This window comes from Sporomusa sp. (assembly GCF_035561155.1).
Classification (GTDB): Bacteria; Bacillota; Negativicutes; order Sporomusales; family Sporomusaceae; genus Sporomusa.
In genome coordinates this window covers 17,135-38,425 of the sequence record NZ_DATMYD010000085.1, presented here as the reverse complement: position 1 = coordinate 38,425, position 21,291 = coordinate 17,135, and the positions used below count along the sequence as shown (strand labels likewise).

Here is a 21,291-nt window from a genome sequence, read left to right as displayed (position 1 = left end):
AGCTAACTTAACTATACCGCACTTAATTATCGATATTCAATAGCTTATCAGTACTTTTTTATTCGTCTATTTGATAGGCTTATTTTGTTGTGCGTTTTTTTGAGACCTTCAGTATATTTTTTTTCACAATAACCGTCCCTTGGCGCCAGAATTCGCCGTTCCTTCGCTAACCCAGCCCGATACCGGGTGGGTGCTTGGGCGCATTTTCTGCCAGTTGGCATTTTTCGAGGGGGCATTCATCATTATAATCGCACTCTATTTCTTCAACATGGTAGTGCGGCACAGCTTCACCTGGAATGCGGGTTTCCCGGTACACGGCAATAATGCTGTGGCGCCTTTTAAGATATGGGCAATCGCCATATAATATAGTGGGAGCACGTTTGGCCATGTTATCACCTCCGTATCGTATTGCGTGTTCGTAATGCCAGGAATATAATAGAGAGTACTATACTAAATGCTAAAACTGGCAGCAAGGCCAGTTCAGTAATAATTAGGGGGTCTTAGTATCAATTTCCAGGATATTACCTTGGCGCAAAAACCCTTATTTGATAAGTATTTTAGCCAGCGGCGCTACGAAAATGCTCATTTAAACTTCACCAACTTATTTATGTGGCGCAACATATATTCCATTAAGTGGGCTGAGAAAAACGGTTGCCTGCTGATCAAAGCTGGCTATGATGGTCAGCAGTATATGCTTCAGCCGGTGGGCCCTGACGAGGCAATAGTACCTGTACTGGAAGAAATGGCCGATCTCTTTGCCGCGCAAAACATGCCCTTCGTCATCCGGGGGGTGGAAAAATTTATGGTTGATCTTATTGAAAAATGGCGGCCTGGTCAGTTTAATTTTACCGGGGACCGTGACAACTTTGATTATGTCTATCATAGCAAGGATTTAATTGAATTAAAAGGCCGTAAATATCATAGCAAGAAAAATCATATTAACAGCTTTCTTCGTACCTACAGCAATTATCAATATGAGCCGCTAACCCCAGAGTGGGTTCCGCACTGTATCGAAAATCAGCTTGAGTGGTGCAGGAAAAAAGGTTGTGACGACGACCCGACATTACGGGGAGAAAGAGACGCCATTATTGAGGTGCTTACCCATTGGACTGAGCTTAATTTGGTTGGTGGACTGATTACCATTGGTGGCAAAGTGGAGGCATTTACCTTTGGCGAACAGCTAAACAGCAATATGGCTGTCATCCATGTGGAAAAAGCCAACCCAGATATTCGCGGGGTGTATCCGGTCATTAATCAGAAGTTTTGTGAAAATGCCTGGCAGCACCTTGAGTATATCAACCGGGAAGAGGATATGGGGCTGGAAGGCTTGCGTAAAGCCAAAGAGTCGTATTATCCGGTAAAAATGATCGAAAAATTTATTACTACTTTCAAATAGTAAACCAACTACCGGGCAAACTATTCTAGATGGTGCTAAAAGACCTGTAGCGATAGCTACAGGTCCAAAAATTTTGGCCGGAAACACCCTATACTTTTCGATTTGTTATGGTATAATTTTTAAAGGATTTTTTGTTGATTTCTAGAACTGTTTGTATTTACATAGCGAAAATAGTATGGTTCGCTGCGGTGCTTTTGGTTGTAGCCAATATTTTATCTGTGAGGAGAAGAACAAGCAAGATGGAAATTAAATCAATTAAAAAGTTAAAGCTCTACGGATTTAATAATCTCACCAAAACAGTCAGTTTTAATATGTATGATATCTGTTATGCGAAAACCCCGCAGCACCGTCACTCATATATAGAATATATTGATGAGGAATATAGCGCCGAACGTCTGACCAATATTCTGACAGAAGTGGCTAATATGATAGGGGCTAATATCTTAAACATTGCCAAGCAGGACTATGACCCTCAGGGTGCCAGTGTTACCATGCTGATCTCAGAGGAGCCGGTCAACCAGCCTGGTGAACCCGTAGATACTGAGGACTGCGGTGAGTGTGAGCTCAACGAACCAATGCCTGATGCTGTTGTTTGTCATTTGGATAAGAGCCATATCACTGTTCATACGTATCCTGAAAGCCATCCGGACGAAGGGATCAGTACTTTCCGGGCCGATATTGATGTTTCTACCTGTGGCCAGATTTCGCCGCTCAAGGCGCTTAATTTTCTAATTAATACCTTTCATCCTGACATCGCCGCTATTGATTACCGGGTGCGCGGTTTTACCCGTGACGTGAACGGTAAAAAGTTCTTCATTGACCATAAGATAAATTCGATCCAAAACTATATTTCCAGCGACAACCGTGACTTGTACCAAATGATCGATGTGAACGTGTATCAGGAAAACATCTTCCACACCAAGATGCTCTTGAAGGAGTTCGACCTGGATAACTACTTGTTTGGTACAGCCAAAAAAGAATTGATGGTCGGTGAAAAGAAAAAAATTAAACAGCGGCTTAAAAAAGAAATGGCTGAAATTTTCTATGGTAAAAATATACCAAAAGTGAATCTTAAATTATAGGTACATTAAAATCCCCCATATGGGGGATTTTATTTTTATGAAACTATTATTACATCCCCTGTCTGTACGAATTTTTCATTGGGTTATGTTTTCGGCCGTCGTGTATTTAGTGATAACCGGGCTATATTTGCATGACCCCTGGGGTGGTCTGCCTTATGGCTTAATACGCAAAACCCACAGCATTGCCGGGATATTTCTTATACTAAATCTATTTGGGCAGATTTACTATTATATTGTTACCGGTAAATATACTGAAGTGTTGTTTACATCACGGGATATTCCCAATATACGCAGCTTTTTCCGGTATGCGTTGTTTATCACTGAAAACCACCCTAACTATGGCCGCTATAACCCTGGGCAAAAAGTACTGTTTACTTCCTGGGGATTGGTCGTTTTGTTATCAGGCTTTGCCGCCTTGCCGCACTTTTTTCCGGAGCATGCCTCCTGGCTCAGCAGACCGTTCGGCGGACTTATGGGAAGCAGGATCATTTTTTACGCTATTGCCATGTTTTTTTTAGCAACTATTCCGCTGCATTTATATTTGGTCTTTACCGAAGAACCGGCTAAGCTTCAGGCCATGTTTTCCGGCTATGTCAAGAAAGAACCCAAGGGGCAAGGCTCCGGAGAGTGAGAGACTCCTGCTGCGTTCACTAATGTTGTCAGCACTTGACGACCAGCATCCATGCCCTGGGCACCGATGAGTAAAATCAAATCACCTGGGACTGCCTCATTCAGGGCGGCCCTAATGGCTTTAGTCAGGGTACTGAGGTATGTATAACTGACTTTCAGGTTGTTGAGAGTCGTTAAAAAAGCCATTCGCTCCTCGTCTGATACGGCATCGGCCTGACTAACATGGTCGGTACTAGCGGTAATGACAAGGTTAAATGGTAATGTGCGCCCCCTGCAGGCAATGACAGCGGCATTGGCCGCATTAATCGCCGGTCCGCGTTGACCGCGAATCGCGTTGACGACAATTAGCCGGTTATAACGGAATGCTGCAATAGTATCGAACACTGCGTCAATACTCCCAGGGTTTAAGGCGGTATCATCGACAATGGTCAAACCCGCAGTGTGGAAAACATTCATTCGCCGTTCGACTCCCTTAAAGTTGGCCAGCGCATCGGCAATGACCTCTGGCGCGATATCCTGGATAAGGGCAGCAGTCGACGCAAGCAGTGCATTTTCAATATTATGGCGTCCAGGAATGGACAACCTGAAGGCGTGTCTGGCAATTGGTAATGACTGACCGCTGGTCGTGGTCAGCGGCTTATTTATTTCCAGGATAAATAAGCTGCCATACGCGGTAACCTGGGTTATCCGGGCTAAGACGTCAGCCTGACTGTCAAAGCCGACTGTAATCTGATGTCCCGAAAACCGGCTGGCGATTGCCTGGCAGTAAGGGTCAGCAATATTAATAATTAGCGGTGTTGCTGGGTCAAGCAAGTCCAAAAACCTGGATTTTGCTTCCAGATAGCTGGCAAAGCTGCCGTGGAAGTCAAGATGATCGGCACAGACATTACTAAGCAGTCCTACTGCGAAGCGGACATGCGCCACGCGGTGCATGTCAACACCCTGGGCCGATACCTCCATTGCGGCATGGGTTACTTTGTTCTCAACCATTTGCGCAAGGTATTTATGAATACTAACCGCATCCGGTGTTGTAAGGGTACTGGGGAAAGAACTTTTTCCGGTATTGACGCGAACTGTGCCAATGAGTCCGGTTTGGCAGCCGGCTTGATAAAAAATATGCTCTAGCATACAGGCAATGGTAGTTTTTCCATTTGAGCCTGTTATACCAACTAGATTGAGCTTGTGTGACGGGTTATCATAAAAGGCGGCTGCCAGCTCAGACAGCGCCAACCTGGCGTCCTGTACAGAAATGACCGGAATCAAGAGCGGTGGCAAGCGATCCGGGCAATCGGTCACAACAGCCAGCGCACCTTTAGCGGCAGCCGCTTGCGCAAATGCATTTCCGTCCGCTTGGCGGCCGCGAATGGCGACAAAAATACAGCCTTGTTTTACTTTGTCCGAGTGGCAGGTAATTCCTGTGGCTCTAGCGGCAATATCGCAAAAGTCCTGCATACCACTTCCCCCTTACCAGCAAACATGATACTCCAAGGTATTCACATTACTGGCAGGAGGTGAGCCCTGATAAAAAAACTTTTTTTGATTCTTTCAATGCTAATTAGTGTCGGGCTATTCTTAAGCGTCGGCTGTGGTCTAAACCCCCCGGCCCCCAAACCGGAAGATAAGCTGGTGGCAGAGGGTGTCTATGTCGAAGGACAGCCGGCCGGCGGCTTGTCTGCTGAGGAAGCCGGCAAACTGTTGACAAATTTGGCTAAAGCCAAGGATGTACCAGCAGTTAATGCTGGTTTTGACCCGGTGACAGGCGGTGTGATCCCTGAGCGGCCAGGTCAGCGGCTTGATGTTTCAGCAACCCTGAGTGAATTGTTAGCAGCCCCGTCTGGCAGCAGTATTACGGTGGTTTACCAGCCCTTTTTGCCAGAGATAACCCGGGATGCTCTGGCGCGTGCCCGCCGATTGAGTGCCTATACTACGCCTATTTTGGACAAGAGTCCCGGACGACTGGTCAACATCCGGCTTACAGCAAAGCTGGTCAATAACACCTTGATTGCCCCGGGGCAAGAATTCTCCTTCAATCAGGTAACAGGTGAGCCGACGGAGGCACGCGGCTTCCAGTCGGCCATTGTATTTGGCGATAGTGGGCAGAAGGAACAAGGACTGGGCGGCGGCATGTGCCAAGTGTCATCTACTCTATATAATGCTGCTTTGGCCGCTGAACTCAAAGTGACTGAACGCCACCCCCATTCTAAGCCGGTTACCTATGTACCACCAGGAAAAGACGCTACAACCTACACTGATAAAGATCTCCGTTTTCTTAATACAACGCGCTGGCGGCTGCTAATCCGGGCCTTTGTTCACGACGAAAGCTCTAAGATGACCGTTGATTTGTGGGCTTTGCCTGACGCATAAGCTAGAATCTGTCCTGGCATACTAATGGTGAGGTGGGAGTGCATGAAAAAAACAACATTGAATACCGCACTAGTCGTAGGAACAGCATTTCTATTCATCACGGGAGCATACACGCTACTCAAGCCTCCCGCCCCAAAACCTGCACCGGCACCGCCGGCGCCTACCGAACAAGCACCTGCGCCGATTCCGGGCGTACCGGCTTTTGATGTCTCAAAATATCCTAGTGAGCCACAGGTAAGTGTATACCTGGCAGATAAGGGTTCTGTCACTACCATGGCTCTGGAAAAGTACATCGAGGGTGTTATTGCGCAAGAGATGGAGCCTGATTGGCCGATGGAGGCGTTAGCTGCCCAGGCCATTGCTTCGCGGACACTGACAATGAGCGCCATCGAGGCAGGTACAATTAAGAGACTGCACAATGCTGATGTCAGCACGTCCAAAGATGAACTTCAGGCCTATGCACCGCAAAAAGTCAATGATAGTGTGCGGCAAGCTGTAAATAGTACGCGCGGGGAGGTCTTGTTGTATGCTGGCGGTCTTGTTAATGCAATTTATAGTTCCTGTAACGGGCAGATTGGTGCAACCAGGGAAGAGAGCTTCCCGACAGAGATTGACCACCCGACACCGTATTTTCAGCCTGTGACTGACAATTGTTTTCAGTACGCGCCTGAAAACATAAAATCGTGGACGGTTAAAATTCCGGCAACACAGGTTGCAGCAGCTATTGGCTATAGCGGCAACCCTGACGATATCCGCATATTGGAGAAAGGACCCTCAGGCCGGATTCTCTATATTGGTGCCGGCAATAAAAAAATCTATGGCTCTGATTTCCGGCGTGCTGTTGGCTATGACCAGCTCAAATCAACGCTGGTTACCGAAATGACTTATGATGGCGGCAATTTTGTCTTTAAGGGCCAGGGCTGGGGTAATGGCGTTGGACTATGCCAATGGGGTGCGTATACCTTTGCCAAAGAAGGCAAGCAGGCTAAAGACATTATCAAATATTACTACCCTGGTGCTGAAGTAAAAAAACTATGGCAATAGAGTCGATATAGTGAATTTTAATTCAAGTTTTGCATACATTAATTACGCGAGGTAGTATGGCGGCTACCTCCCGGGGAATGCGCCGCTTGTCTGGTACGCACGGACAGGCGGCGCAAGCTATTTTTTCGGCTATAAGGAAAGGGTATTGGTGCAGACATCAACCAGTAGCTTAGTGCAGTCCTTAGAAGATAATGTAATAGTGTTGCCTCAAGCACCACATAGTGAGATTGCCATACTAGCGTTAGCGATGATCAGAGAACTGCGTTCTCGCCCACGTCATTGCGAACATAGTGGCAATCTCGCTTTTAATTTTCTTAAGAATTTTTTGCAGGGAATATTGGCAGCTGCTTTCGACTACGCTATAATATTATAGTTAAGGTACTTTGAAAGGATTGAGTCTGATAGAGGCGCTAAACGGCAATACTGGTATTGACCATGTCCTGATTACTGTGACCGGTTCCCAGCGGGACGCTCATGGCGAAGAAAATACAATCGAGCTGTTTACTCACGGGCGTAGTCATTGCAAGAACGGTGTTCACTATATCAGTTATCAGGAGACTGAGGTTAGCGGCATGGAGGGCGCCACTACGCTGTTAAAAATATATCCAGACTATTGTTTGCTGGTTCGTATGGGCCGAGTGGAACAGCGGCAAGAATTCCGTATTGGCAAATGCTGTTCTTCCAGCTATGTTACGCCATATGGCACGATGAAAATGGGTGTGCGAACAACGCGTCTGACCGTAACCCGTACCGCAGATAACAGCAGGGTTACCGGAGTAAACATTGAATACGAACTTGAAATTGACGGACAATGGCAAAGTGCCAATACGCTTGCCGTCATTGTACAGGGGGATAAGAAGAATGGACATTAGACAACAGCTCATCGCTGCAATTGGGCAAGCAGCTGCAAAAGCCATGGCTGACGGCGTATTTGCCGCTCAGCAGTTGCCTGACATAGCGCTCGAAGTTCCGCCGCAAAAAGAGTTTGGCGACTATGCCACCAATTTTGCTATGCAGTCCGCCAAGGCGGCAAAAACCAATCCACGTCTCATTGCTCAGGCTATTGTCGAGCGACTTGACGCATCCTGGCTGGAAAAGGCTGTCATTGCCGGTCCTGGCTTCATTAATTTTTATTTAAAGTCTGACTGGCTGTATCAGGAACTGGCCAAAATGCTAGCGGCCGGTGATGATTTTGGCCAGACAAATTCGGGACAGGGAGAACGGGTTCAGGTAGAGTTCGTCAGCGCTAACCCTACTGGACCACTGCATGTGGGGCATGGCCGGGGCGCGGCTGTCGGCAGTGCATTGGTTAACCTTTTAAGAGCGGCTGGTTATCAGGTTGAAGCTGAATTCTACATAAACGACGCTGGCAATCAGATTGACAATCTGGCAGCTTCGGTCAATGCCCGTTACCTCGAACTTCTAGGACAAGCGGCCGAGTTTCCTGAAGACGGCTACCACGGGCGCGATATCGTTGATACTGCGCAAAGAATTATTAACCATCATGGCGATAAGTATCTGGCGCTGCCAGCAGCTGAGCGCCTAGCTGAATTTAAAGAACTGGCGCTCGTTGAAAAACTGGCCGGCCTAAAAGAAGATTTGGAGCAATTTGGGGTCGCGTTTGACGTCTGGTATAGTGAGCGCACGCTGCACCAAAGCCGGGCTGTAACTGAGACATGTGAACTCTTAAAAGGCAACGGCAATATGTATGAAAAAGACGGGGCGCTGTGGCTCAAATCGACAGTCTATGGTGATGACAAAGACCGGGTAGTTATCCGGGACAACGGCGTACCCACTTATCTTGCGGCTGACATTGCTTATCACCGTGACAAATTTGCCCGTGGCTTTAACCGGGTCATTAACATCTGGGGTGCTGACCATCACGGTTATATCAGCCGGGTTAAAGCAGCGATTGCGGCTATGGGGTATAACCCGGATAACCTGGAAGTACTTATACTGCAAATGGTCAGTCTGTATCAAAACGGCGAACTGGTCAAAATGTCCAAACGGACAGGCCAGGGCGTAACCTTAAGCGAACTGATCGAGGAAGTCGGCAGGGACGCAGCCCGCTTTTTCTTCATCATGCGTTCCATTGACAGCCAGCTTGACTTTGATCTTGATTTGGCTAAATCACATTCGAATGACAATCCGGTCTATTACATTCAGTACGCTCACGCACGGATATGCAGTATTTTCCGGCAGGTTGCCGAGGCTGGAATTAATGTGTCCGAAGCCAGGGCAAGCAATAACAATTCGCTCAGCTTGTTGACCGAACCAATTGAAATTGACCTGATTAAAAAGATGGCAAAGTTTCCGGAAGAAGTTGCCAGTGCGGCCCGGGAACGTGCGCCACACCGTATTGCCCGCTATGCGCATGAGGTGGCCGGTATGTTCCATACCTTCTATAACCAGTGCCGGATTATGGGGGTAGAACCCGACTTGCAAATCGCCCGCATTGCGCTTGTAACAGCCGTAAAGTCAACCATCAGACAGGCGCTAAAGATCCTGGGAGTGGCCGCTCCGGAAAAAATGTAGCAGGAATTTGCCTCTGCTTGTTGAATATAAAGTGAAACTTGCCGCCTGCGGGCGGCCTAGCTGAACTAATCCAGAGCTTAGCAATACTTATGCCGCCGCTTAAAAAAAACGGGGGGTATCAGTGATGTGTAGCTCCAGGATAGCAGCGGATTGTTGAGTGCGGAGGTTAAAATTATGGCAAATAATATATCAAAAAAAGATGTTGCGGAAGTCAGCTTAGCGTATCAAATTTTAAAGACAGCAGGCCATCCGTTATACTACCGGGATTTAATTGACAGGGTAGTTGCCGAAAAGGGCAGTACAGTTCGCCCGCAAGCACATATTATTGCTGAAATTCATACCCAGATTAATTTAGACAGCCGGTTTGTTCATACCGGCAAAAGTACTTGGGGACTGACCGAGTGGTCGCCGCAGCGCATTAGCCTCCGCGAAGCAGAGGAAACGGCGGCTGCCCGTCAGGATGATGTACGGCGGGAGAAACTATTGGCCGCCATTCAGCAGGATTTTGATCATGAGGATGCCGGCCTCGCTGAAGAGCCGGCTGATTTGATTGAAGGCGATACTGAAGAGGAAGATGAAGAAGAGTTGGAAACTAGCTGATGGTAGCTATCGGATAAAAACATTAAATAATTGGTAAAACTAGCTTTATTAAGACAGTTAATTGTGGGAAAGTAGTAGGAGGATATTTTTTTATGGCTAAATATATTTTTGTGACCGGCGGTGTTGTATCTTCGCTTGGCAAGGGGATTACCGCTGCATCGCTTGGGCGTCTCCTTAAAAGCCGCGGGCTCAAAGTTACCATTCAGAAGTTTGACCCGTACATAAACTTTGATCCAGGTACCATGAGCCCCTATCAGCACGGCGAGGTATTCGTTACTGAAGATGGCGGTGAGACCGACCTGGACCTTGGTCATTATGAACGGTTTATTGATATTAACTTGAGCAAAAGCTCAAATGTTACAGCCGGCAAGATATATTGGTCGGTGATTAACAAGGAACGTAAAGGTGATTATTTGGGTAGTACCGTCCAGGTAATTCCCCATATTACCAATGAGATTAAAGAGCGCATCTACCGGGTTGGCAAAGAAGACAATGCCGATATTGTTATTACCGAAATTGGCGGCACAGTCGGCGATATCGAAAGCCTGCCGTTTCTGGAAGCCATCCGTCAGGTTAAGAAAGAAGTAGGCCGCGGTGGTGTACTCTATATACATGTTACACTTGTGCCGTATATTTCGGCAGCAGGTGAGCTGAAAACCAAGCCCACCCAGCATAGTGTAAAAGAACTCCGGAGTATCGGTATTCACCCTGATGTCATTGTGTGCCGAACCGAACATGAAATTTCGCCTGAAATGAAAGAAAAACTGGCACTATTTTGTGATATTGACGGTGACGCCGTTATCCAGAACAAAAATGCCGCCAGCATCTATCAGGTACCACTCATGCTGGAAAAAGAAGGCCTAGATCGCATTGCGATGGAGAAACTAAACATTGAGGACACCGGTGCCGACATGACCGAATGGCGGCAGATGGTGGACAAGATTGTACATCCGTCACGTAGTGTACGCATTGCCATTGTCGGCAAATATGTTGCACTGCAGGATGCTTACATGAGTGTATCTGAAGCGTTGCGGCATGGCGGTATTGCCAATGATGCAGCTATTGAAATAAAGTGGATTAACGCTGAGGATATTGAAGATGAGCAGGCTGACCTTGCCTCATATCTGGGTGATGTTGATGGGATTTTAGTACCAGGTGGCTTTGGCGACCGGGGCGTGGAGGGTAAACTCAAAGCTATCCGCTATGCCCGGGAGAATAAAGTTCCATTCTTTGGCCTGTGTCTCGGTATGCAGACAGCTGTTATTGAATTTGCGCGGAATGTCTGTGGTTTAACTGATGCTCACAGTTCGGAATTTAACCCGGAGACACCGCATCCGGTCATCGACCTTATGCCGGAACAGATGGCAGTTGAAGATAAAGGCGGCACAATGCGCCTTGGTGTTTACCCCTGTAAGGTGACTGAGAACACACTTACCTATAAAGCCTATCAGGACGAGATTATTTACGAACGCCATCGTCACCGTTTCGAATTTAATAATGCCTACCGTGAGCAACTCTCGGCAGCTGGGCTTCTTATCAGTGGTACGTTGCCTAACGGGCGGCTTGTCGAAATCGTAGAAGTAAAAGATCACCCCTGGTTTGTCGGTACCCAATTCCATCCGGAATTTAAGTCGCGTCCGACTGCGCCACATCCTTTATTTAGGGATTTTGTCAAGGCATCGCTGGCGAATAAACAGGGTAAGCTATAACGAAGAGAAAACTGTTGGATAATCTCCAACAGTTTTCTTTTAACTATATGAAATCCAGTAAAGATTTTCTCTCCGGCATGCTATTAGTAATGCTCCGCCACTGGCGTTTGACTTATGCTTATACTAACAGTATCCCCTAATCTTTAGTGGAAGCTATATATCGGATGTATTAAAGAATCGCTAACCCTGGCGCACATTCTTCAATGCTAAAAAGGTCAACATAAGGAGGCAAGATTGTGTTCAAAAGATCAGTGATCCTCTTCCTGGCATTAATTATCGGCATATCGATGATTGCCGCACTATTTATCACGCCAGGGCTCAAACAGAAGAAAATGGTTGGCAGCGATAAATTGGCCATTATTTATGTGGAAGGTATGATTATCGGCGGCCGCGGTCAAGTTGGATTATTTAGCGAGGGCGGTGGTACAGACCATCTGATTCGTCAACTCCATGCTGCCCGGGACGACTCATCTGTCAAGGCTGTTGTACTCAGGATTAATAGTCCCGGCGGCACTGTTCCTGCCTCACAGGAAGTCGGGGAGGAACTCAAAAAACTCCGGGCTGCAGGCAAACCGGTTATCACCTCGATGGCCGACATGGCCGCCTCAGGCGGCTATTGGCTAGCTGCCTGCACTGATAAAATATATGCTAACCCCTCCACCATAACTGGCAGCCTTGGTGTATATATGCCGTATTCTAACTGGGAAGAATTATATAAAAAAATTGGTGTACGGCAGGAAAAAATTAAAAGCGGGCCGCATAAAGATATCTTATCACCAGATCGGCAGCTGACGACGGAGGAACGGGCCATCGTTCAGGCCATGGTTGATGATATGTACAATCAGTTTGTTGATGTAATCGCTGATGGGCGACACCTTGATCCAGACAAAGTGCGCCAACTGGCTGATGGGCGTATTTATACTGGACGCCAGGCCAAGGAATTGGGTCTTGTCGATGAACTGGGCAATATGTATGATGCGATTGACGGAGCTGCCGCGATGGTTGGCATTCAAGGCAAGCCTGAGATTGTCGAATATGGAAAAACTAGTGCCCTCGAAGCATTGTTAGGCGCTCAGGACAGTTTAAACTCAGAACAGATTATGCTTAAACGCCTAAAAGAAATGCTCTCGGCCAGTCCGTCGGCCATGCCCCAGAGCAATTAAGGGGGGGGCGAGTTTATGGGAAGTTTTATCGAGACAATCTATGATGTATTATTTAAACCTAAGGAAGCTATGCAGTATATTGCCGAAAAAAAATTAACCAGGCAAGCGGTAGCTATGTTTACCATAGGCATGCTTGTGCCGGTGTGGGCGTTATATGCGGGTATCAAGGGCACTGCAGGCGTGCCGGCCCTGGGTATTTTCTTTATCCTTCATATCATCGGCAGTTTTGTTTTCTGGATACTCAGTGCGGCGATATTGGCCTTTATTGCCGAGCTGGCAGGCGGCCGGGGAACGCCAGTTGGCCTGTTTTCCGCGTTAGGCTTTTCTCACCTGCCCAGGGTAGTTGTCATGCCGCTATGGGTGATTGTATCCCTGCTGCCGGCAGGTGTGCAGGGAGTCTTTTTCGGTATCATTGGCGTATTTGTTGTGATTTGGACACTGTCTTTACATATCATCGCCCTGCGGGGCGCGTATGGACTGTCAGGCGCAAAAGCCGTACTTGTACTTATGGCGCCATTACTGGCGCTTATTGGCACAATCGCTGCGATTATCATTTTTGCCGGATCAGCCCTGATACACTTACCGTTTCATGTTTAACGGGCTCGGTAGAGGTAAATCTCCCATGGCGACCAGGCCTCGGTAAACCGTTGTAAAAACTCAAGATTGTTTTCCTCATAGTTTGTTATTTCGGCGGCCGATAAAATATATTGGCCGCCTAATCTTTTGAAGGCCGCTATGTCAAGTTCCATATGATTTAGTTTTAACTGATATGACTTTCTTACCTGATAGTATTCAAGCTCAGCCGGAAAGATATAGCAGGTTATACCCCAATAGTCGAAATACCGTTGCCAGAAGGGGTTCTTGGCCAGCTCTTTGGCCATGATCTGCCGGAAAGCGTGCTTATATTCAAGTGGATAAATATTGAGTCGCCCATCAAGTGTGTAAAAACCGTTATACTGAGTAATGGCAGGATAGAGGCCAATGCTGACAATCCGATATTCCTGCTTGGGCCGGCCGATGTAGTTATCTACCTTCTCAAGCAGGCTGTCGGAAAAAAATTCCCCATAACTTATGTTCTCATACAGCCAGGCGTTCTCCATAACCGAGACGCCTGTTTGCTCTTTTAGAGCCAGATAGTATTCGCTATTATTGCCAAATAAAAAACCAAGCTGCAGCACAAGCAGCAATACCACCAGCAGCCGGCCAATGTAGCGGATATTAGCGATAACGGACAGGGTCAGGGCAAAAATAGTATACCAAATAAGCGGATGCAGCCAGTGAAAGCGCTGAATTTGAAAGGTATTAAAAAAGCTAATACCAGCGACTCCTGACATAAAAAACTCTGAATAACGAAAACCATAGAAAACCGATAGGCAGAGCGCAAGTAGCAGTAACAGCAATATTAACTTGCACTCGCGCTTTTGCCGCCAGCCAAGAGCTAGCGCCAGCGGCACAGCGATAAACAGAATATATTTGTGTAGGCTGACGGCATGATACTGGCCGTTGATAAAGTTTTCCATAATGAGTGACTGAACACCGGGCCAATCTCGAACTTGTCCCAGAAGAATCCGGTCAATTTCCTCACGGCTTGATACAAAGCCTGCACTGAAAAAAGCATTGTAGATAAGCCATATTTCGGTTATACAATACGAGGCGGCTAAGAGGGCGATGGCCCCCCAGAATTTTGGCCGTTTTTTTCGGTTTCGCCAGTAATCAAATAAAGCAGCTAATCCGAGCGCAGCCAGAATAAATACACCTACCAAAGGCAAAGACGAGTACAGGGCAAAGAAGATAATAATTGCGACAGTTATTGTCATTTTTTTATCATGAAATGCATTAAACATTGCATAGAATAGTAAGGGCTGTCCGGCAATCGATAGTCCGTAGACTGTGTAAAAGGGGATGGTAGCAAACGATGCCGCGCCCGCCCACGCCAACCAGGTCTGACGCTGATCAGTAAGACAATAGTGTCTGAGTAAAAGATACATGCCAATGAATGCGGTGCTATGTACGATGAGCATGTTGACAAGGTAAGCGCGGAACGGTGGTAAGACAAGATACAGCCAGGTAATGACATTAAAACCACTTGGCAGGCAGCTTCTCGGCACTTCGCCCAGCATTTGACTGACTGTTCCTGTCAGATCAAAGGTTTTGCCACTATTGATCAGAACTGTCCAAGCGGTAATCCAATCCAAGTTATCATTAATGGTAAAGTGGGCATTTTGCCGCAAAATAATAAATGGCGCTAAATAGGCTGCCAGCACGCTGGTAAAAATAATGGCAGCTTTGTGCCTCAATAAGGGTTTCAAAATATTTTTTACTATATTAAGCATAATTGCGGCACCTCATAAGAATTATTTTCATACAAATTTTAGCATAAATTTTTACATTTTGAAAATTATTTCAAGGGTATTAGAAAAAAACGAAAAAACTTCTATTTTCTTCCAAATATTAGCAGGATATTTTCAATTTATTGCGAATATGGATATATTAGGAAAAGTCAGGGGTTATCTTGGTCGAATACTATGGAGAAAGCAAGGTGCAGAGTAATGAGCGGTTCCCAGGCAACGATTCTAGTGATTGATGACCAACCTGGAATTAGAAGATTGCTTACTGAAGTTCTCCAGGATGAAGGTTATAGTGTTATGACAGCCTCTAATGGTTATGAGGGTATACAGGTTGCAACTGATGTTAAACCAAATGTAATATTAATGGACATGAAGATGCCTGGCATGGATGGCATTGAAACGCTAAAAGAGCTTAAGCGCCACGGGCAGGGGGATCAGGTAATTATGATGACTGCCTACGGTGAATTGGATATGGTTAACGAAGCCCGGGAAGCAGGCATGCGTGACTATATCACCAAACCGTTTGATATTATGTCTTTGTGCCGGATTATTGAAGAGCATATCGGCAGTAGCTTTGATGAGCGCCGGCTGTTAATCGGCTAAAAGAGAGGATGACCCGGGGCATACAAGCCCCGGGTTAATTAGTTAACGGTAGTTTTATCCTGACAAGCTGACAAGGGCAACATTGTCTTTCGCTTTCGCCAAAGGCTCGGCGCAAACCGTGTTTTCTTTGCCTGATGCTGCCAAGTTAAGCGAGTGCAGGCAGGATTTTTTTTGCTGGTGGCGAAGTATATGGAGCAAGGGGGGATATCAATTGGTCATTAGCGCTGTTTCCACATTGGCGCTTTACTGTTCGCGATGTGGTAATGTTGAACTGCATAATGTCTCCCGGTTTGCTCTCAATAACTCACGGCGTCAGCTTGCCTGCAGCTGCGGTCAGGTACATGGCTCCATTGCCGGCGCGGGGCGGCATCAATATTTACTGGATATTCCCTGTGTAGTATGTGAGACCAATCATTTAATCTTCCTTGACAGTAAGCTGTTCAGGCAACCTAAGGCAAGTAAAATATATTGTGCCCAGGCTAATCTTGAACTAGGTTTTATCGGCAGCCCTGCAGCTATTGACGAGACTATTGCCAGACATAAGCAGGAAGTTGCCAGCATAACCAGCGAAATGGCGGAGCAGTCAGACGGTCAAGGGATAGAAAATTCGCAAATTTTACTAGAGATTTTAAATAAAATCCATGATATTGCCGAGCAGGGAGGGGTATACTGCTGTTGTGGTAATGCTGACGTTGAGGCAGATGTGCTCGTTGATGCCATCGAATTGTCCTGCAGTCAATGTGATGGACGGCTGGTTATTCCGGCCAAAGATGAGCATGACTTAGCACGAGTGTCGGTCATGGGCATTATTGAACTAGCTCCTCTCAGGCGTACGAGTCGTAAATAAGTAAAATTTTAGATAGAGAAACGCGAAGAAAAGTGGGTGACGTGACTGTGAAATTTTTCCTTGATACAGCCAACATTACTGAGATTAAAGAGATTCTGCCGATGGGTGTTGTAGCTGGTGTAACTACCAACCCATCGCTCATTGCCAAAGAAAAACAGGATATTAAGGCAGTAATTAAAGAAATCGCCGCACTAACGCCAGGACCGGTGAGTGCTGAGGTTATCAGCACGAAATTTGAAGAGATGCTGCCGGAAGCGCGTGAATTGGCTGCGCTCGGCAATAATGTGGTTATTAAAGTCCCGATAACCGTAGATGGCTTAAAAACTGTAAGCGCCTTGGCTGCTGACGGAATCAAAACCAATGTCACTTTGATTTTTTCAGTCAATCAAGCACTTTTGGCTGCTCGGGCAGGAGCTGCCTTTGTTAGCCCTTTCGTTGGTCGTCTTGATGATATTAGCCAGGACGGCATTGACCTTATCAAAGACACTGCCGACGTTTTTGCCATTCACGGTATTGAGACTGAGATTATTGCCGCCAGCATCCGTCATCCTATGCATGTTACGCAAGCGGCGCTGGCCGGCGCTCATATTGCTACTGTGCCTGCAAAGGTACTGGTGTCGCTCTTAAACCACCCGCTGACTGATGCCGGGATACAACGCTTCCTGGCAGATTGGCAAAAAGCCAACATGTAAGACTGTTGAGAGCACAGGATGCCGGGCGGACGCCCGGCATAATTTTTCCCATCAAGAATTTAAGGAGATGTAACACTATGGAACGTGAATTAGCACTGGAATTTGTACGGGTTACCGAGGCTGCGGCTATTGCCAGCGGTCGGTGGATGGGGCGTGGCGATAAAATTGCTGCTGACCAGGCAGCTGTAGATGGTATGCGAGCCGCCTTTGATACGGTAAATATCAGCGGGCGTGTGGTAATCGGTGAAGGGGAAATGGATGAGGCCCCGATGCTATATATTGGCGAGTTAGTGGGCCACGGCGGCCGGGAAGTTGACATTGCGGTTGATCCGCTGGAAGGTACTAATCTGGTAGCGAAAGGCTTGCCTGGCTCTATCGCCGTGCTGGCCATAGCGCCGCGGGGCTGTCTCCTGCATGCGCCAGATATGTATATGGATAAAATTGCTGTTGGTCCGCGGGCTAGAGGTAAGATTGACATAAATGCTCCAGTGAAAGAAAACCTAAAAGCGGTTGCCTCAGCGCTTGAGCGCTCAGTCGAAGACCTGACGGTTGTAATTCTTGACCGTCCGCGTCATGCCGCTATTGTTAAAGAAGCCCGTGATGCAGGGGCTAGGATTAAGCTGATTACTGACGGTGATGTATCACCAGCCATCAACGCAGCTATTGAGGGGACGGCCGTCCATATGCTCTTAGGTATCGGCGGCGCTCCTGAAGGTGTATTGGCGGCAGCGGCTGTCAAATGCCTTGGCGGTGACATGCAAGCGAGACTCTGGCCGGAAAATGATGCTGATATCGAACGGGCTAAGGCTATGGGCATTACCGACATCAACAAAGTGTTTACCATCGACGATTTAGTTAAAGGCGATGAAGTAATTTTTGCGGCTACTGCCATTACCCAAGGTGATCTCTTAAGCGGAGTACGTTATTTTGGCGGCGGTGCCCGCACCCATTCTATTGTAATGCGCGGTTCGACCGGTACAGTGCGGTTTGTCGACGCGATCCACAAATTTGATAAAAAGCCGATGCCAATTAAACGGGCATAGTATTTTCGCATAAAACAGTACAGAATATGTACGTTTTCAGAAAAATAATCCAAGTTATGCATATTTTCAGGGCCTGTCGCTTATGCTAATACTGGGGAGAATTCAAGTCAACAGCTGTTTTGTTGACTGAGATAAGCCTAGTAAGCGAGGTGATAGTATTGAACCTGCTGAAAATGAATGCCAAGCAATGGGCCTATGTAGGCGGGGTAGCGCTACTCGCTGGCGTGTGGGCGGCTCCTAGTGGAGTGCAGACACTGCCTGAAACAGCGAATGTCCCGCCTAAGACCGAGCAACAAGTGACTCAGGCACCAGTCGCTGTACCTGAGTCCAGTCGGCAAGCCTTTCAGAAACATGTTGTTGTTTCTGGTGACACCTTGCTTGGTATAGCGGAGCACTACGGTATTGACCTTGAGACACTTATGGCAGCCAACCCTGGCACAAATGACCTTATCCATCCAGGTGACCAACTGGTCATCCTACCTAATAAGGGCGTTATTTACCAAGTAGATACTGGTGATACTTTATGGGATATTGCTCATACATATGGCGTTCAGGTAGAAACGATTAAATCAGCCAATGCTAAAAGTAGTGACAATGTAGCTGTTGGCGAAAAGCTTTTTATTCCCGGCGCTCGCTGGGCCAGAGCCGATACTGCGGTAGCGCGGGCTTCTGCCAGTCGGTTTATCTGGCCGACTAGAGGCGAAATTTCCTCGCCGTTTGGGTGGCGCTGGGGGCGTTTGCACGCCGGTGTTGATATTGCCAATGACATTGGCACTCATGTTATGGCTGCCCGGGCTGGCCGGGTTATTTGGGCCGGATGGCGAGGCGGCTATGGCTATGCCGTTATGATTGATCATGGCGGTGGCTATGTAAGTTTATATGGTCATCTTGACGATTACTTTGTCGAAAGGGGCCAATACGTGCGAGCCGGCCAACGAATTGCCTCAATGGGCAACACCGGCAATTCAACCGGGCCACATTTGCACTTCGAAGTTCAAAAAGAAGGTCAGCCAGTTGATCCGATGGGATTACTGCCATAGAAAAAGAGATTGCCACGTCGCAGACGTGGCAATCTCTTTTTCTATATACTGAGTCAAGACTCCCGACTCTATAGGACGGAGTTTAATCAGGTGAAGTAAGCTCTCCACCTAATCTCCCCAATGTTTCAGCTATGCTGAAACGAGTCACTGCTTTTTTTGAAATATGAGTTGCGCCGCGAACGTTCAGAGTGCCCCAGATGCGAGGCGGAAGGAGGACGTGCAGCGCGGCGTACTGGGAAGTACGCAAGCAAGCGCCCGCCACTGACAACGAAGCAGGTGGGGTGCTATGGACGTTTGCCCAAGTGTTGCAACGTGGCATCATGATACGGCCACGCCAAATCCGCCATAGCTTTATCTACAGGAGCGATTACAGAGTAAAGGGTGGCAGTCTCCGATTGTTTAAGCTGCCACTGTTTGCCCACCTTTTCAAAGGTCAGCTCAGTTCGGCTTAAGCTGCTGCCGAATTTGCCGGGGGCGGCAGCCACGGTGCCGTTAATTTCCAAGCCGTTATTTTTAACAACAATTACAGCATCCACTATATTGTGCAGCTTTTTAACAGTAGCATTAATCGAAGCTGTCTGATCATCAAACGTTAGTCCGGCATAATTCGCTGGATTGTTGTCAGGGTTGGCAGTTGTTACCCCGATAATGCCAATACGAATTTTTTCCTTCTTTTTGTCTTTTCCTACTTCAAATTCTTTGATGGTGTATGGCTTGATGGAGCTCCAGAGTTTGCTGGAACTGTGGGCGTTGGCAGCCAGTACCGGAAACTTAGCCGATGTGAGTGCTTTGGACAAGTAGTCAGGCCCATAGGCGAACTCGCCTTCACCAAGCACGACTGCGTCATAATAAAGATAGTTGTACATAGCAATCATAGGATTAGGAAGTTTGGACGGCTCTGTGGAAAAATAGCGGGTCAGGGGTGTTCCAGTGAGCATATTGCCGCCATCGACTAAGATGGTGTAGGGATTGGCCTGGCGTTCTTTTTTTACCAGACTGGAAATTTTAACAAGGCCAAAATCGGCAGTCCTAGGAAGATCATAATCCCAGTTAATGATATGGCCGTTCAGGCCGGCCGTTGCGAGCACCGTCACTTTGACAGGTGCGGGCGGGGGAGTAGGCTGTTTTGGGGCTGCCAGGGTGATAGACGGCAGGCACCAGATAACGGCCAAAGCCAACGCTGTCAGCCGCAGTAATTTGTTCCAAGATTTTTGCAAAACTATCCCTCCAAATTTACATTCAATTATTGGTAATAATTTCGCCATAGGGTCGCGTTTTCCTGTCGTATATTGCCTGACAAAGCAAAAAATACCGATAAAGAGAGACTTAGCCGCTCTTAACTCCCAATTTTAAAAGATGGGAGTTTTAGAGCGGCTTAGTCATCGGATATAACAAGGTGCGGTATATACGGCTAATTTTTCGGGGAATAATAATTATACCATTCCAACCGCCGGATATTGCGAGGATTAGCTATGGAATATGTGATTGCCGCACTGATGGCCAGCCTGAGTTTTCTCATAAACAGGCTGTTTATGCGGTATATTGGGCCGATAACCGTCATCAGTCTGGGGCCGGTTGCTGAAGAAGCGGCAAAAACGCTGTTTGCTTACTACCTGGGGGCCGCCATTATTCCCGTGCATACGCTATTTGGTGTAATTGAAGCCATGTATGACTGGGTTCAGGACGGTGGTAAACACTTGACTGCCTCACTCTTAAGTATTGCCGGGCATAGTCTCTTCGGAGTCGTGACTGCCGGTATACTGATGATGACAGGCAGTGTATGGTTCGGGCTGGCTGCAGGCGTCTTAGTGCATTTGGTTTACAACGTAACCGTTGTCAGGTTGCTGGCCGATAAAACGGACAAAAACTTACGAAAGAGGGATACCCCATGAAAATTTTCTATACTTGTGAATATTGCGGAGAACATATCGATACATTAGAAGTAGATCAGGTCGACGAGGTTAAGTTTGGGTTTGACTGCTTGACTGCTCAGGAGCGTCAAGATATAATTAAGACTGATATGGAGCAAAACGCCATTCACGTTAAGTCGCTTTGCGATTTCTGCATAACTTCGATGGGACTTGACGACAATGTTGCCTTAGGGATGCCAGCCATCAATAAAGGCTATATTCACTAAATAATAGGCGATTTCTTTTTAAACACATATATTATAGGGCTTTAGCCTAGGCTAAAGC

The 21,291-nt window shown here is 47.2% G+C and carries 22 protein-coding genes; 18 read left to right on the top strand and 4 right to left on the bottom strand.

Translation table 11 applies throughout. The annotated features are described in order from the left end of the window. Positions 1 to 166 precede the first annotated feature (166 nt). A complete protein-coding gene (locus VN447_RS11300; RefSeq protein ID WP_325525462.1) occupies positions 167 to 388 on the bottom strand; it encodes a hypothetical protein in 222 nt (73 codons plus the stop codon). A 138-nt stretch (positions 389 to 526) separates the two neighbouring features. Here VN447_RS11300 and VN447_RS11295 point away from each other — a divergent pair, with 138 nt between their 5' ends. The 3 genes from VN447_RS11295 to VN447_RS11285 all read left to right on the top strand — a co-directional run bounded on the left by VN447_RS11295 (position 527) and on the right by VN447_RS11285 (position 3,109). Next, on the top strand, positions 527 to 1,396 hold the full coding sequence (locus VN447_RS11295; RefSeq protein ID WP_325525461.1) for a DUF2156 domain-containing protein: 870 nt from the start codon (positions 527 to 529) through the stop codon (positions 1,394 to 1,396). Between the two features lie 239 nt (positions 1,397 to 1,635). Continuing rightward, positions 1,636 to 2,478 carry an adenosylmethionine decarboxylase gene (gene speD / locus VN447_RS11290; protein WP_325525460.1) on the top strand — a complete coding sequence of 281 codons (843 nt, stop codon included), beginning with the start codon at positions 1,636 to 1,638 and terminating at the stop codon, positions 2,476 to 2,478. A 37-nt stretch (positions 2,479 to 2,515) separates the two neighbouring features. Next, on the top strand, positions 2,516 to 3,109 hold the full coding sequence (locus VN447_RS11285; RefSeq protein ID WP_325525459.1) for a cytochrome b/b6 domain-containing protein: 594 nt from the start codon (positions 2,516 to 2,518) through the stop codon (positions 3,107 to 3,109). Here the strand turns inward: VN447_RS11285 and VN447_RS11280 are convergent. Continuing rightward, a complete protein-coding gene (locus VN447_RS11280) occupies positions 3,067 to 4,560 on the bottom strand; it encodes a UDP-N-acetylmuramyl-tripeptide synthetase (protein ID WP_325525458.1) in 1,494 nt (497 codons plus the stop codon). The genes VN447_RS11285 and VN447_RS11280 overlap by 43 nt on opposite strands. Positions 4,561 to 4,656: 96 nt before the next feature. Here VN447_RS11280 and VN447_RS11275 point away from each other — a divergent pair, with 96 nt between their 5' ends. The 8 genes from VN447_RS11275 (at position 4,657) to VN447_RS11240 (ending at position 13,120) form a co-directional block, all read left to right on the top strand. Continuing rightward, complete coding sequence (locus tag VN447_RS11275; protein ID WP_325525457.1) at positions 4,657 to 5,472, top strand: VanW family protein; 816 nt, start codon at positions 4,657 to 4,659, stop codon at positions 5,470 to 5,472. A gap of 42 nt (positions 5,473 to 5,514) precedes the next feature. Further along, a complete protein-coding gene (locus VN447_RS11270; protein ID WP_325525456.1) occupies positions 5,515 to 6,516 on the top strand; it encodes a SpoIID/LytB domain-containing protein in 1,002 nt (333 codons plus the stop codon). A gap of 383 nt (positions 6,517 to 6,899) precedes the next feature. Beyond that, a complete protein-coding gene (locus VN447_RS11265; protein ID WP_325525455.1) occupies positions 6,900 to 7,388 on the top strand; it encodes a DUF1934 domain-containing protein in 489 nt (162 codons plus the stop codon). Next, the gene (gene argS, locus VN447_RS11260) at positions 7,378 to 9,051 is read left to right on the top strand and encodes an arginine--tRNA ligase (protein ID WP_325525454.1); all 1,674 of its coding nucleotides are present in this window, start codon (positions 7,378 to 7,380) and stop codon (positions 9,049 to 9,051) included. The genes VN447_RS11265 and argS overlap by 11 nt, the downstream gene beginning before the upstream one ends. A gap of 174 nt (positions 9,052 to 9,225) precedes the next feature. Further along, positions 9,226 to 9,651 carry a DNA-directed RNA polymerase subunit delta gene (rpoE, locus tag VN447_RS11255; RefSeq protein ID WP_325525453.1) on the top strand — a complete coding sequence of 142 codons (426 nt, stop codon included), beginning with the start codon at positions 9,226 to 9,228 and terminating at the stop codon, positions 9,649 to 9,651. A 92-nt stretch (positions 9,652 to 9,743) separates the two neighbouring features. Further along, a complete protein-coding gene (locus VN447_RS11250) occupies positions 9,744 to 11,360 on the top strand; it encodes a CTP synthase (RefSeq protein WP_325525452.1) in 1,617 nt (538 codons plus the stop codon). A 236-nt stretch (positions 11,361 to 11,596) separates the two neighbouring features. Continuing rightward, a complete protein-coding gene (sppA, locus tag VN447_RS11245; RefSeq protein ID WP_325525451.1) occupies positions 11,597 to 12,523 on the top strand; it encodes a signal peptide peptidase SppA in 927 nt (308 codons plus the stop codon). A 15-nt stretch (positions 12,524 to 12,538) separates the two neighbouring features. Next, on the top strand, positions 12,539 to 13,120 hold the full coding sequence (locus VN447_RS11240) for a Yip1 family protein (protein WP_325525450.1): 582 nt from the start codon (positions 12,539 to 12,541) through the stop codon (positions 13,118 to 13,120). Here the strand turns inward: VN447_RS11240 and VN447_RS11235 are convergent. Then, positions 13,117 to 14,856, bottom strand: coding sequence for a DUF6044 family protein (locus tag VN447_RS11235; protein ID WP_325525449.1), 1,740 nt, complete (start codon positions 14,854 to 14,856; stop codon positions 13,117 to 13,119). The genes VN447_RS11240 and VN447_RS11235 overlap by 4 nt on opposite strands. A 216-nt stretch (positions 14,857 to 15,072) precedes the next feature. Between VN447_RS11235 and VN447_RS11230 the strand changes: the two genes are divergently transcribed. From VN447_RS11230 to VN447_RS11210, 5 genes are all read left to right on the top strand, one after another. After that, positions 15,073 to 15,474 (top strand): response regulator, encoded by a 402-nt coding sequence (locus VN447_RS11230; protein ID WP_325525448.1) that lies wholly within the window; start codon positions 15,073 to 15,075, stop codon positions 15,472 to 15,474. 211 nt (positions 15,475 to 15,685) lie between these two features. Then, positions 15,686 to 16,321: a hypothetical protein gene (locus VN447_RS11225; RefSeq protein ID WP_325525447.1), complete on the top strand. Its 636-nt coding sequence runs from the start codon at positions 15,686 to 15,688 to the stop codon at positions 16,319 to 16,321. A gap of 47 nt (positions 16,322 to 16,368) precedes the next feature. Next, the gene (fsa, locus tag VN447_RS11220; protein WP_325525446.1) at positions 16,369 to 17,013 is read left to right on the top strand and encodes a fructose-6-phosphate aldolase; all 645 of its coding nucleotides are present in this window, start codon (positions 16,369 to 16,371) and stop codon (positions 17,011 to 17,013) included. Between the two features lie 77 nt (positions 17,014 to 17,090). Continuing rightward, the gene (glpX, locus tag VN447_RS11215; RefSeq protein ID WP_325525445.1) at positions 17,091 to 18,056 is read left to right on the top strand and encodes a class II fructose-bisphosphatase; all 966 of its coding nucleotides are present in this window, start codon (positions 17,091 to 17,093) and stop codon (positions 18,054 to 18,056) included. Positions 18,057 to 18,214: 158 nt separating this feature from the next. Continuing rightward, on the top strand, positions 18,215 to 19,096 hold the full coding sequence (locus tag VN447_RS11210) for a peptidoglycan DD-metalloendopeptidase family protein (RefSeq protein ID WP_325525444.1): 882 nt from the start codon (positions 18,215 to 18,217) through the stop codon (positions 19,094 to 19,096). 284 nt (positions 19,097 to 19,380) lie between these two features. On the opposite strand, the gene VN447_RS11205 is transcribed toward VN447_RS11210, so the two are convergent. Further along, positions 19,381 to 20,313 (bottom strand): hypothetical protein, encoded by a 933-nt coding sequence (locus tag VN447_RS11205; RefSeq protein WP_325525443.1) that lies wholly within the window; start codon positions 20,311 to 20,313, stop codon positions 19,381 to 19,383. 255 nt (positions 20,314 to 20,568) lie between these two features. Here VN447_RS11205 and VN447_RS11200 point away from each other — a divergent pair, with 255 nt between their 5' ends. After that, positions 20,569 to 20,988 (top strand): hypothetical protein, encoded by a 420-nt coding sequence (locus VN447_RS11200; protein ID WP_325525442.1) that lies wholly within the window; start codon positions 20,569 to 20,571, stop codon positions 20,986 to 20,988. Then, entirely contained in the window at positions 20,985 to 21,233 is a 249-nt protein-coding gene (locus VN447_RS11195) for an anti-sigma-F factor Fin (protein WP_325525441.1), read from the top strand. Before VN447_RS11200 ends, VN447_RS11195 begins: the two co-directional genes overlap by 4 nt. Positions 21,234 to 21,291: the final 58 nt, after the last annotated feature.